This window comes from Bradyrhizobium sp. WSM4873 (assembly GCF_055811355.1).
Genome location: NZ_JBVVPS010000053.1, coordinates 16,260 through 28,477, shown reverse-complemented (window position 1 = coordinate 28,477; position 12,218 = coordinate 16,260). Strand labels below are relative to the sequence as shown.

Here is a 12,218-nt window from a genome sequence, read left to right as displayed (position 1 = left end):
AAAGGTGGGCGACATCGTCTCGGAATCCACGGGCGACTTCATATCGGTACGCCTGGGCGACTTCGTCGGAATCCGCAACTTGAGTACCCCCGTGCCACATATCCACATGTGCAAGAGTGCCGAAGCGAGCCGAGACAGCATGACGCTGAGGTTTCAGTGACAGTTGTTGCTGAGAGATATCAGGCGAGGCCGGCGTCGATCAGATCGGCGTGGGGAGCCGCGCGTTCGAGCGGCTCAGCCAATCGCCCGAAAGTGGACTGCCGTAACGCGATCTCGCGCAGTTCCGCGAGAGGGTCGCAAGAATACGCGACCGTCCAGCTGATCGACCGGATCGAAGAGCGGTTGGTCGGTGCGTTGGATCGCATTTGGCGCGCGGTTCGATCAGTGTATCGGCAGGAAGGTGAGGGTGAGGCCTCTTTCGGCCAGAGCCTCAACCTTCGGGCCGATGGCCTCTCTTGACGCAAGGCAAAGTCAAGTGAATCGCGGTCAATCCTGTTTGGGGAAATTAAGTCTCTGGTTGAACACGTCGTGGTGGCGGCTCCCAGCAGAGGGCGTTCCACCAGCGGAGCTTGTCGTGCTAGGTATCCAGCATGTCCCATTCGTCCCCAAGCACCCACCGCAGCGCTGAGAGCTTCCCGTTCATCATGCCCCAGTCGAATTTGCTGTAGGGGCCGACATTATTCTCCCCGTACTTCTTTCGTACTTTGGCCCCGGCCTTCAACGCGCCCTCCCAAATGTCGCGCTGTATGGTTCGCTCGCGCGCTTGGTACGGCCCGCTTTCCTTTTCAACGATCTTGATCTTGCCCTCTAGGATCGCGTGGTACCGCACCATGTGTCGGTCGTACCAAATCTTATCCAGCAGCTCTTCTTCTGCCTTTTGGATCTCTGAGAGGCTGCGCGGCGGCATCTCCGGCCAGTCGTGCGGCATCATGATATCGAAGTAGTCCTGGGGCCGAATAACGCGTAGCGCATCCGCGAGCGAAATGAGGTAGCGACTCTTAACCTTAGAGAAGAGGGCGGCAACGTCGGGATGCGGCATTTTGTTGTTGCTGGTCGGATGGCTGAAGTCTTTGGTGTTGTGCGTAACGAAACAGAGGCGCTCGCCCGGCTTCGCGGCCGCGAGGGCGTCAGCATAGGTTTCAATCAAAATGGCGTCGCCCATGCCGTTCTTGGCGCGATGGAAGGGCGCTTTCTTCTCGATCGCCCGGTTCGCCGCCCTTAGCTTCACGGCGTCGGTTGTTGGTAAGATTTTCGACTGAGCGAAGATCGCAAGGGCATGCACAACGCCATCGGCAACCTGGTCGCCTACGTTTACGAGCTTGCGGTCGATTTCATGCAGGTCCTGCAGCACTTTCATGCGGCGTTTTGGCTCTGCGAACTGGATCGTAACGTCTTTGGCCCGCTTGAGCGCGCTCATGGCGCCACGGGCACTATCTTCAATTAGCCGGCTCTTGTTCCGGTTAAACTCGTCGACGATCAACTGCGGCAGAATAAGCGAAACGTAACCACGCTTCACCATGTCATCGAGTGCGCCGAGCAACGACCTTTGACCGTAGTCCTTTGCTAGGTCGAGCCACACGCATGTGTCGACTAAAAGACGGATAGGCTTCGGCTGTTTCTTCTCGCTCATCGTTTCCCTGGCAGATAGCGACTACTTTGACTCAAGCGCTCGCTTAAAGACGGCTTCCTCCGGATTTTTGAGCGCCGACACGATGTTTTCGGCAACTTTATCGATTAGTTTGTGCCCCCAGAACGGATCGTTCACGTCGTAGTAGATGACCCGAATATGCTTGAGGTCGAAAGGCACGTCCTCTTCATTCGATGACACTAAGACGACCGGCTTATCGAGCGCATGCGCGAGGCCCAGCTCGTAAAAGACATTGGGATTTCGGGTCGTCAGCTCGGCCACGAGCACCTTGGCAGCATTGATGCCCGACCAAATCTGGTCGATGATTTTGCCCGTGCCGAATATGTCAGCGTCTGCGCGGACCGCTCGAAGCCCAGCCTTCTGGATTGCCGGCTCGTAGATATTTTGAAAGTAGCCGCCGACCGGTGCCGCGAACGGCATCACGACGAAGCAGGTATCGCCCGCCGCAATCGCGACCCCGGCGCTTCTCTTCAGTTCGCTCACCGTCTCCCGGTCAGGCGAGGAGGTAACATCCAGGACGCGATATTTATCATCTTTCCGCTCAAGCAGCCGCGCGCTGTTGAGTGTCGCCATGAAAATTTCAGTAAATTCAGAGACCTTCTCGGGAGGGATATGAAATTTATCTACCAACGCGTGCTCGAAGAACGTCCCGTCCGGCAGATACTCCCCGCGATAGTGCTTGTAGACCTCGGAGATTTCGGGCGCATCAAGCACCGCTTGCCGAAGTGCATCGATATCGTCACCAGGCTTTTGCGGCCGGATCGCCTGCCGTGCGCGATCCGTTACGGCAAGAATGCCCGGCTCCGGCCGCGAGAGTAGCCCGTACTTGAGTGCCGAGCTAATCTCGACACGGTACGGTCCGTTGAAGCCGACGCCTACGTAAGTCGCACTATCCCGTTCAGAACAATTTCGACCGGCGTTTTGGTCGATAATCGCCTTGGGAATGCGAAGCACCTTCTCGATTGTGTGGCGGGGAAAAGTCGCCGCACCACCGCTCCCGGCGCCCGTGCCCTTGTTGGATGGTTTGGCCCTTTTTACCCTTTTGGCGGCCCTGGCTTTCTTCGCCTTCTTAGCCTTCTTCGCCGGGCTCTTGGCTTTCGAGTCCCCGGTCACTTCGTCTTCAAAGCTCATTATGCCCCCCAGTACCGAGGGCACTCTACAATCACAAGCTGAGCATCACAACGCCCTGCAACGCAAAGCCGCTCCGGAGGCGAGGATGTTTGCGGCAGCTTATGCGGTATTCGGATTTACCGAGTGCGGAGGACTCCTTGCGATTGGACGTTGCTTTAGCCACGCGTCGGCTGGCCTGCGAAGAGTGGAACGCGCGGCGCTTCCTGGGCGGCGACGCTGATCCTTCACCGAGCATCGACGCAGCGATCCTAGCGGGCTTTACGCTGCTCGAAGTCAAATGCCCCGCCTGCCGCCACTTCGAGCGCGTGCCGTTGCCCGATCTCGTCTGGTCGCGCGAGCGGCCGATCCACATGCCGCGCTTGCCGCGTCGGGAGCGGCGCGACCCGGCGACCGGCGCTGATCTGCCTCTGCGCGCCCGATGCCCCCACGGAGCCGCCTAAGCTCGCGCGAGAAGGCGGGGTGGAGCGCACCGGAATCGGGGGTGCCTCTGTGATACAAATTGGGATCAATTTGGGATACAGGGCACGCTCTTCAGACAAAATTATCCAATAAAATCAATGTATGACAACGCCAAATGGTTCTCTCCGAGCGCACCAGTGGGTCCGAACGGCGCTGCCGACGTGAGCCGGGTCCCAAGCACCGTTCCGATTAAAAGCGACGATCGTCCTCATTCCATGGCGCCGGCATTGTTCGATTCGGCGCTGCCACTGGATTGCGCGTGATGAGGAACGATGATCGTCGGGATCGCATTGCAGTCGGTGAGGTCGCTGCGCAAATGCCGGCTGCGGCGCGTGGCTGTGGTTCGACGGTGAAGGACGATGAAAGACAGCGCGTCGGAAGTGACCGACATCAGCGACGCCGTTCACTTGTGCATCGACATGCAGAATATCTTTGCTCCTGGCGGTCTCTGGGAGACGCCCTGGATGGCGAGAGTCTTGCCGACAATCGCATCGATCGTTTCGCGCCATCAGGCCAGAACGATCTTCACGCGCTTCATCACGCCCGAGGACCCGGAAGATCGTCGGGGGCAATGGCAGAGCTATTTTCGTCGCTGGCGACAGGCGACCCGCAAACATCTTCCGCCGTCCGGTCTCGAACTCGTGCCGGCCCTGAGCCGGTTCGTTCCGCCGGCTGCCGTCATCGACAAGCCGGCCTATTCGGCGTTCAGCAATCCCGGCCTGGCGAGCTTGCTGATCGAGAAGAATGTCGGCACGGTCATCATCACCGGGGCGGAGACGGACGTCTGCGTGCTCTCGACGGTCCTGAGCGCCGTCGATCTCGGCTTTCGGGTCGTTATCATCGAGGATGCGCTGTGCAGCTCGTCCGACGTCGGCCATGATGCGCTCATGACGATGTACCGCACCCGCTTTCACGGCCAGGTCGATCTGATGACCGCAGAGGAATTGGCGGAGTTCTGGCGGGAGTAGGGACGATTGGCTCAGTTGACGTTGTCCGCGAGCATGTTGCGGAAGGCGGTGGCGACGGCGGCAATGCCGCTGGCGTCGTTGATCAGTGCGATCTCGCCCTGCTGCTCGTGGCGGATGGCGTGGGCCATCACACGCAGGCGCAGATCGCCGCCGCTATGCCACATCTGGTCGGCCATCCTGACCGCGCCGGCGTGATGCTTGCTCATGGTCTCGACGAACAACGTGTCGAATAGATCCGCCGGCGCGGCCTTGACCTGTCGCATCTCGGCCTGTGTCAGGAAGCCCGGCATGGCGGCACGTTCGTCCGAGCTGCAATCGGGCATCTCGGCGTCGAACCAGCTCAGCCACCACGTCTCGAAAATCCGGTTCTCGCCGGTCTGGCTTGCGACCATCAGCATCGCCAGCTTTCGCAGATGCGGGTCCTGCGCGCGCTCGGCGGCGATCCGCGCCAGCTCGATGCCCTGGGCGTGATGCGCTGTCATGTGACGGATATAAGTCTGGTCCGCGTCCCTGTCGCGGCCGGCCCACGGCGGCTCGTAACCATGGCTGCCGAACAACGCGGTCGCGCCGAGCAGTGCGATCACAACCAGCGCGCCGGTGGTCCAGGCATTGGTGAAGCGAACATCGCGCGCGGGTGCCGCGCCTCGTCTCCAGCGCAACCGGGCGAACAGGGGATACATCACGGCTGAGGAGCCGTGGACGAGCAGGCCGATCCAGTAGGGCTGCTGCAGCGTGAACAGCGGCTGCCAGAACGGAAACAGCGGCACCAGCACGAACCATTCCATGCTTGACGAGAACACGGCCCAGGGCAGGGCGAGCAGCAGGATCGTCAGCGGCCGCAGGTCGGCGGTCCAGCGCCCGAGCACGCCGAAGAACACCAGCGCCCAGGAGAAGTCCGCCCATTGGTGGAAGGCGATCCCTGCAAGGATCGCGCTCCACGACGGCTCTGCGCTGATCGCCCAATCGCGTGCGGGGATGGCGGCCACCGTCATCCAGTCGACGGCGGCATCGCGTCCGATGCGCGCGGCGAAGAGCTGGCTGACGATGGTCGAGAAGGTGCTGCTGATCAGGCCCAGTTCGGCAGCGGCGACCCAGCGTGAGCGCCGCCGTGAGGCCCCTTCATCACCGGGGCGAATTGAACTGGAAATGGCTGACGGCGCGGGAGCGTTCACGTCAGCTGATTGAGCTTCTTCAACGGATTGAGCTCGCTCGGCTTGCCCTGTTCGTCCCGGCCGCGCTCCGCTTGCTCCTTGCCTTCCTCATGGAGATCCTGATCGCCGACGATCTCGCCGACGGCCTGTTTCGCCTTGCCAGCGATCCGCTGACCGAGGCCCTTGGTCTTGCTCATGGTCTGCCTCCAGGCTCACGCCGCTACCCCGGCGCTTGAAGGGGGATGAGCGCCAGGGCCGCGGTTTCGTCTATTCAGCCTCCGGCAGGGGGGACGTCGGAAGCGTTGAATGAGACTCTCTGACGCGCGGATGGTTCCTCGGCCGTCATCTTGGCTCGAGTTCGATGATCACGCCTTCATTGCCGCGGAGCAGGATGGAGGCGCCCGGCAACGGCTCGGACGGTAGGTCGAGATGCGTCGACATCAGCAGGCGGCCGCGACCTTGCCAGTGCCATTTCCGCGGCTCGCCGGCGATGTTGAGCGCGACCAGAATGTCGCTGCCGTCACCCGTCCGCCTGTAGGCAAGAACGTCGTTCTGCGCGCGTAGCGGCGCGTAGCCGCCGTGGCGCAGGCACCCATGCTCGCGCCGCAGCGTCATCAGCGCGCGAAACAGCGCCAGGATCGAACGTGGGTCGCGCTGCTGCGCGGCGACGTTGGCCGCGCCTCCGGGCGGCTCGAGCGGCAGCCATGGATCGCCGGTTGTAAAGCCGCCGTTGCGGCTGTCATCCCATCGCATCGGCGCGCGTTCGGGATCGCGGCAAAGGCCATACCCTGGCACGAGCTTCTCGAAGGGATCGCGGACGCGGTCGGGCGGAATCGGAACGCGCTTGCGGCCGATCTCGTCGCCCATGAAGAAGAACGGCGTTCCCCGCAGCGTCAGCAGCAGCATCGCCAGCACGCGCATTTGCGCCTCGCCGATCTTGCTCGCGATCCGCTGCTTGTCGTGACCACCGATCACCCAGACCGGCCAAGCATGATCTGGAATGGCGTTGAAATACGCGTCGATCGTCGCTTGCAGCGAGAACGCGTCCCATTGCGAGTCCAGCAGCGCGAAATTGAGCGGCAGATGCAGGCGCGGTCGGTCGTTGCCGTAGAAGTGACCGATGCGGTCGGTCTTGCCCTGGACTTCGCCGCACAACATCCGCCCTGGATACCCGTCGATCACCTCGCGGATGAATTCGATGCAATCCATCGTCTCCGGCCGGTCGTCGGTAAAGACGGGCGTCTGGCGCTGCGGCGGCGGCTTGCCCTTCGCTTGCGGGTTATGTGGATTGTCGCGCAGCAGCGCGTCCTTGATCAGGACGGCGCTGGCATCGACGCGAAAGCCGTCGACGCCGCGATCGAGCCAGAAGCGCATGACCTCGGCAATCGCGGCGCGCAGCTGCGGGTTGCGCCAGTTCAGATCGGGCTGCTCGACCAGGAATGAATGGTAGTAATATTGCCGCCGCGCCTCGCACCATTCCCAGCCGCTGCCGCCAAAGCGGCTCAGCCAGTTGTTGGGCGGGCCGCCGTTCTCGGCCGCGTCGGCCCAGATGTACCAATCGGCCTTCGCGCTGTTCCGTGAGCTGCTGCTCTCGACGAACCATGCGTGATCGTTCGCGGTATGGTTGGGCACGAGATCGAGGATCACGCGGATCCCCGCCGCGTGCAGGGCCTTGAGCAGGCTGTCGAACGCCTCGAGGCTGCCGAACGCAGGGTCGATCGAGCAATAGTCGGAAATATCGTAGCCGAGGTCGCGAAAAGGGCTCTTGTAGATCGGCGTCAGCCACACCGCGTCGACGCCGAGCCATTTCAGATAGTCGATGCGCGATGCCAGGCCGGCGAGGTCGCCCTTGCCGTCGCCGTCCGAGTCCTGGAACGAGATCAGTGCGATTTCGTAGATGACGGCGGATTCCCACCACGCACCTTCGTTACGGGACGCCTCGCTCATTGTCTTGCATCACCTCGTCGTGCGTCCTCAGGTCCGGCCCGCCGTGGCGTGCGCTGCGATCTGCTTGGCCGCGGTTCGAGCGCTCTCGATGCCCTTGGGATAGCCGCTGCGGTTCGGATACAGCTTGCGCCGCGCGTCGCGCGGCGGCCGTCGCGGCTTGGTGTCCTGCGCCGCGCGGTAGTCGAGCATCGCGATGCCGCCGACCATCAGCAGCGCCAGCGCGATATTGCCCTTTTTGGGATTGTCCGCGGTCAGCCCCGAGAGCAGTGCGGCGGCATCGAGGCCGTCGCCGCCGACGCGGGCCCACAGGCCGGCGTTCTTCTCGACCGAGAGCGTCGTGATCCCGGCCAGGATCTCGCGCACGCCGAAGGCGCGGACCAGCGTCTCGCTACCTTCCATGCCCAGCGTTTCCGTGACGCGCCGCGGCGCGAAGAATTCGACGACGCCGAGACCGATGCTGAACCAGCCGAGCGCACGCGCGAGCTGGTCTTCCGGCCTCTTGAGGGTGGGCCCGCCCGCGACGATCTTCGGATCGCCCTTGGTGCGAACGATGTTGGAGAAATGAAACATGTGTCTTGCTCCTCAGGGCTTCAGCACGACCTTGACGCAGGAGTCGCGCTTGTCGCGAAACACCTGATACATCTCAGGGCCTTGGCTGAGCGGGACGGTGTGGGTGATGACGAAGGACGGATCGATCTGGCCTTCCTCGATGCGATGGAGCAGGTCGTCGGTCCAGCGGTTGACGTGGGTCTGGCCCGTGCGCATCTGCAGGCCCTTGTTCATGAAGGCGCCCATCGGAAGCATGTCGGAGAATCCGCTATACACGCCCGGCACCGAGATGATGCCGCCGGGGCGGCAGACATAGATCATCTCGCGCAGCACGTGCGGTCGGTCGCTCTCCACCATGACCATCTGCTTGGCGCGGTCGAGCAGCGTGTCGGGCAGGGAGGCCATCACATGCGACTCCATCCCGACGCAATCGATACATTTTTCGGGGCCTCTGCCGTCGGTGAGCTCCTCGAGCCGCTCCAGGACGCTTTCGGTTTCGAAGTTGATAGTGGTGGCGCCGCCGGCTTCCGCCATGCTGAGCCGCTCGGGCAGGCAGTCGATCGCGATCACCTGGTTTGCGCCGAGCAAAATGGCACTGCGGATCGCCATCTGTCCCACGGGCCCGCAACCCCAGATCGCGACCGTGTCGGTCGGCTCGATGTCGCATTGCGCGGCGGCCTGCCAGCCGGTCGGGAAGATGTCGCTGAGAAACAGCAATTGCTCGTCGGGTATGCCGTCGGGCACCTTGATATGGGTGGCGTCGGCGAACGGCACGCGTAGATATTCGGCCTGGCCGCCGGGATATCCGCCGGTCAGATGCGTGTAGCCGAACAGGCCGGCTGTCGTGTGTCCGAACGCCTTGTCTGCCAAATGGCGCTTGCGATTGGTGGTTTCGCAGACCGAGAAATTGCCGCGTTTGCACTGATCGCATTCGCCGCAAATGATCGTGAAGGGCACGACGATGCGGTCGCCCTTCTTCAGCTTGCCGTCGACGCCGGAGCCGACCTCGACCACTTCACCCATGGTCTCGTGGCCCATGATGTCGCCGGGCAGCATGCCCGGAATGTAGTTGTGAAAGAGGTGCAGGTCCGAGCCGCAGATGGCGCAACTCGTGACTTTAATGATGGCGTCGCGCGGGTCCTGAATCTCAGGATCGGTGACGGTGTCGCAGCGTATGTCTTCCTTGCCGTGCCAGACTAGCGCCTTCATCTCAGTTCTCCCGCGAGCTACGAGGCATCCAAGTCGAACATCGAACGATGGTTGCTATCGCACGGTGCAAAATCTTTGCGCCGCACCAGCGTGGGTCCCGATAGGAACGAGCGGCCATTGCGGTGATTGGAGCGTCATCAACCCATCTCAAGGACACGCGAAGGATACGCTCATGGCCGCTAACCAACTCGCCGTCGTCACCGGCGCCTCCACCGGCATCGGCCTGGAACTCGCCAGATGTTGTGCCCAAGGAGGCTTCAACCTTGTCATCGCGGCGGACGAGCCCGAGATCGAGAGGGTGGCCGTCGATCTCCGCAGGCTCGGCACCAGCGTCGAGGCGGTGCAGGCTGATCTCGCCACCACCGAAGGCGTCGACAAGCTCTGCGCGGCCGTCGGCGACCGGCCGATCGACGCGCTGCTCGCCAATGCCGGCGTCGGCCTCGGCAAGGCCTTCCTCGACCAGGATTTTGCCAGGATCAAACACCTCGTCGACACCAACATCACCGGTACGCTGTATCTGATCCATCGCGCCGGCAACGAGATGGTCCGCCGCAATTCGGGCCGTATCCTGATCACGGGCTCGATCGCCGGCTTCACGCCGGGCAGTTTTCAGGCGGTGTACAACGCCAGCAAGGCCTTCCTCGATTCATTCTCGTTCGCGCTCCGCGAGGAGATGCGCGACAGCGGCGTCACCGTCACCTGTCTGATGCCGGGCGCCACCGAAACCGAGTTCTTCCGCCGCGCCGACATGATGGACACCAAGGTCGGCACCGAGAAGAAGGATGACGCGGCCGAGGTCGCGAAGGCCGGCTTCGACGCCATGTTGCGCGGGGAGTCCGATATCGTGACAGGAATGAAGAACAAGATCCAGACCACGGTTGCCAACGTCACGCCGAACGAGATGTTGGCCAAGCAGCATCGCAAAATGGCCGAGCCGGGCACGGCGAAGTCGTAGGACAATGACCTCGCAATCTCTGCTGGGCGGTGCGGCCGATCTCGCGGACGACAAAGGAGCACGCCGATTCACATAGCCTAATGCGCAAAGCTCCCCGAGCCCTCAGACTGGTTCGGCTGGAAAAAGGGGGCTTGTGATGCCGATGGATCGCGTCGAACAGGCCTTTGTCGCAACGGCGATCACGGGCTTTCTGGTGATGATGGCGGCGATCGTCTGGATGATGATGGGCTAATGCCGGGAGGGCTGCTGATGCGCATCGCGTTGCCCTATGCTGCGGTGCTCCTGTGCTTGGCGGTGACCGCCTGGCTCGCTTTCGCGCATTTGCTCTGATCGCCGTTCGGCTCAACCATGCGGATCGGCGATCAGCGCGGCCAGCGTGTGGGCCATCGCCGGCAGATCGATCGGTTTCTCCAGGATCAGCACGTCGTGGAATTCCGGACTGATCGTGACCTTGTCGTATCCGGTCGTGAAGAGGAAGGGTATGTTCCGTGCCTTCAGTTCGCGCGCGACAGGAAAGATCATCTCGCTGCGGATGTTCACGTCGAGGACGGCGGCATCCAGGACTGCGCCGTCGTGCAGGATCCTGAGTGCGTCGTCGAGATCACCGACTGGCCCCGCGACCTCTGCACCGAGCGCCTGACATGCCTTGCCAATGTCATCGGCGAGAAAATATTCGTCCTCGACAATGAAGATGCGCCGCCCGCTGAGCGGCGACTGTGGACCTGACGATCCAGGCGAAATCGCCATGGTTCCTTCCATCCCTTGCCTTCCATAGGAACATAGGGCGGTCACCCGCCTTGGTATAACGATACAACCGAAAGTGGGTTCCATGAGCAACCGCGACATCATCGTCATAGGTGGCTCGGCCGGCGCGACCGCACCGCTGAAGCAGATCCTGGGCCGGCTGCCGCCGGATCTGCCGGCGGCGGTGTTCATCGTGCTGCACATCCCGGCGCAGGGCATCGGCATTCTCTCGACGGTCGCCAGCCACGCCGGCCCGCTTCCGGTCCGGCAGGCCGAAAACGGCATGAAGATCGAGCCCGGCCAGGTTTATCTGGCTGCACCGGACCATCATCTGCTGCTGTCCGAGGATCACCTGTTCCTCGGGCGCGGTCCGCGCGAGAACATGGTCCGGCCGGCCATCGACGCCTTGTTTCGCTCGGCCGCCATCAATTACGGCCCGCGCGTGATCGGTGTGCTCCTCAGCGGCCTGCTGTCCGACGGTGCGGCCGGCCTCAACGCCATCAAGCGTTGCGGCGGGATTTCGGTGGTACAGGACCCCTCGGACGCCATCGCCGATGAAATGCCAAGGAGCGCCCTGGAGGCGACCATCATCGATCTTTGTGTCCCCGGCGCCGGAATGGGCGACGTTCTGTCCGATCTCGCCAGGGAGGTTGCGGGTGCCGCGCTGCCGATCCCGCCGGAGATCCGGCTCGAGGTCGAGATCGCGGCCGGCGAGCGGATCGGCAGTGACAGTCTCGTGTCGATGGCCGATCCGGTTGCGCTGACCTGTCCGGCCTGCGGGGGCGTGCTGTCCGAGATGAAGGACTCGCACCCCATGCGCTTCCGGTGCCAGGTCGGACACGCCTTCGGCGCCGACATCCTCGCAAAAGAGCAGGAGGGGCAAGTGGATGAAGCCCTGCGGGTCGCGCTGCGCATCATCGAGGAGCGGGCTGAGCTGGTGCAGCGCATGGCCGCCGACGGTCGGCGCAGCGGCCGGCCCGCGGTTGCCGAGATGTACCAGGCGCGGGCTGCCGAATATCGCGAATATGCCGACATGATCCGACGGGTCGTGCTAAAGTCGCTCGATCCTCCGGCTCGCAAGCGGGAGGCTTGAGGTCGCCATGACCATTTCCCTCGCCGAATGGACCGAGCAGCTCGACACCGAGCGCCGCCACCTGATCAAGGCCGATCGGGATATCGAGGAGGGTTGCCAGCGCATCCGCGATCAGGAGGATCGGATCCGTGGACTCAGTGCCGGTGGCCACGACGCCGGCCAGGCGGAGCGGTTGGCCGAGGTGCTGAAGCAGACCCTGACGGAATGGCTCCGGCATCGCGTCCTGATCGAGCAGCGGATTAGCTATCTCCGGCAGCAAGTCGGTCCGGAGTGATCCGGGCGCGTTGGCAGGCCGCCTGAGCTCCATGCCGAGCGCGAACATCTCTGGTCGGCAATTGACAACGATGTTCGCCGTATGGAACGC

14 protein-coding genes are annotated in these 12,218 nt (G+C 62.8%); 5 read left to right on the top strand and 9 right to left on the bottom strand.

What is annotated here, in order from left to right:
• Positions 1-577: 577 nt before the first annotated feature.
• Complete coding sequence (locus AC0L21_RS35950) at positions 578-1,630, bottom strand: PIN domain-containing protein (RefSeq protein ID WP_473266575.1); 1,053 nt, start codon at positions 1,628-1,630, stop codon at positions 578-580.
• Between the two features lie 21 nt (positions 1,631-1,651).
• Positions 1,652-2,779, bottom strand: a complete 1,128-nt coding sequence (locus AC0L21_RS35945) for a hypothetical protein (RefSeq protein ID WP_473266571.1) — start codon at positions 2,777-2,779, stop codon at positions 1,652-1,654.
• Positions 2,780-2,916: 137 nt separating this feature from the next.
• Here AC0L21_RS35945 and AC0L21_RS35940 point away from each other — a divergent pair, with 137 nt between their 5' ends.
• On the top strand, positions 2,917-3,219 hold the full coding sequence (locus tag AC0L21_RS35940; protein ID WP_473266568.1) for a hypothetical protein: 303 nt from the start codon (positions 2,917-2,919) through the stop codon (positions 3,217-3,219).
• 227 nt (positions 3,220-3,446) lie between these two features.
• Here AC0L21_RS35940 and AC0L21_RS35935 read toward each other — a convergent pair whose 3' ends face one another.
• The gene (locus AC0L21_RS35935; protein ID WP_473266580.1) at positions 3,447-3,629 is read right to left on the bottom strand and encodes a hypothetical protein; all 183 of its coding nucleotides are present in this window, start codon (positions 3,627-3,629) and stop codon (positions 3,447-3,449) included.
• On the opposite strand from AC0L21_RS35935, the gene AC0L21_RS35930 reads away from it, so the two are divergent.
• On the top strand, positions 3,598-4,206 hold the full coding sequence (locus AC0L21_RS35930) for a cysteine hydrolase family protein (protein WP_473266566.1): 609 nt from the start codon (positions 3,598-3,600) through the stop codon (positions 4,204-4,206). The genes AC0L21_RS35935 and AC0L21_RS35930 overlap by 32 nt on opposite strands.
• 11 nt (positions 4,207-4,217) lie before the next feature.
• Here the strand turns inward: AC0L21_RS35930 and AC0L21_RS35925 are convergent, their stop codons facing one another.
• From AC0L21_RS35925 to AC0L21_RS35905, 5 genes are all read right to left on the bottom strand, one after another.
• Positions 4,218-5,378: a DUF305 domain-containing protein gene (locus AC0L21_RS35925; protein WP_473266563.1), complete on the bottom strand. Its 1,161-nt coding sequence runs from the start codon at positions 5,376-5,378 to the stop codon at positions 4,218-4,220.
• On the bottom strand, positions 5,375-5,554 hold the full coding sequence (locus tag AC0L21_RS35920; RefSeq protein WP_027518469.1) for a hypothetical protein: 180 nt from the start codon (positions 5,552-5,554) through the stop codon (positions 5,375-5,377). Before AC0L21_RS35920 ends, AC0L21_RS35925 begins: the two co-directional genes overlap by 4 nt.
• A 145-nt stretch (positions 5,555-5,699) precedes the next feature.
• Positions 5,700-7,304, bottom strand: a complete 1,605-nt coding sequence (locus AC0L21_RS35915) for an alpha-amylase family glycosyl hydrolase (RefSeq protein WP_473266559.1) — start codon at positions 7,302-7,304, stop codon at positions 5,700-5,702.
• 27 nt (positions 7,305-7,331) lie between these two features.
• Positions 7,332-7,874 carry a hypothetical protein gene (locus AC0L21_RS35910; RefSeq protein ID WP_473266557.1) on the bottom strand — a complete coding sequence of 181 codons (543 nt, stop codon included), beginning with the start codon at positions 7,872-7,874 and terminating at the stop codon, positions 7,332-7,334.
• Positions 7,875-7,886: 12 nt separating this feature from the next.
• Positions 7,887-9,062 carry a zinc-dependent alcohol dehydrogenase gene (locus tag AC0L21_RS35905; RefSeq protein ID WP_473266555.1) on the bottom strand — a complete coding sequence of 392 codons (1,176 nt, stop codon included), beginning with the start codon at positions 9,060-9,062 and terminating at the stop codon, positions 7,887-7,889.
• Positions 9,063-9,234: 172 nt separating this feature from the next.
• On the opposite strand from AC0L21_RS35905, the gene AC0L21_RS35900 reads away from it, so the two are divergent.
• Positions 9,235-10,017 carry an SDR family NAD(P)-dependent oxidoreductase gene (locus AC0L21_RS35900; RefSeq protein ID WP_473266553.1) on the top strand — a complete coding sequence of 261 codons (783 nt, stop codon included), beginning with the start codon at positions 9,235-9,237 and terminating at the stop codon, positions 10,015-10,017.
• 342 nt (positions 10,018-10,359) lie between these two features.
• Here AC0L21_RS35900 and AC0L21_RS35895 read toward each other — a convergent pair whose 3' ends face one another.
• Positions 10,360-10,764 carry a response regulator gene (locus tag AC0L21_RS35895; RefSeq protein WP_473266551.1) on the bottom strand — a complete coding sequence of 135 codons (405 nt, stop codon included), beginning with the start codon at positions 10,762-10,764 and terminating at the stop codon, positions 10,360-10,362.
• 82 nt (positions 10,765-10,846) lie between these two features.
• On the opposite strand from AC0L21_RS35895, the gene AC0L21_RS35890 reads away from it, so the two are divergent.
• The gene (locus tag AC0L21_RS35890) at positions 10,847-11,854 is read left to right on the top strand and encodes a chemotaxis protein CheB (protein ID WP_473266549.1); all 1,008 of its coding nucleotides are present in this window, start codon (positions 10,847-10,849) and stop codon (positions 11,852-11,854) included.
• 7 nt (positions 11,855-11,861) lie between these two features.
• Positions 11,862-12,128 (top strand): hypothetical protein, encoded by a 267-nt coding sequence (locus tag AC0L21_RS35885; RefSeq protein WP_473266547.1) that lies wholly within the window; start codon positions 11,862-11,864, stop codon positions 12,126-12,128.
• Positions 12,129-12,218 lie beyond the last annotated feature (90 nt).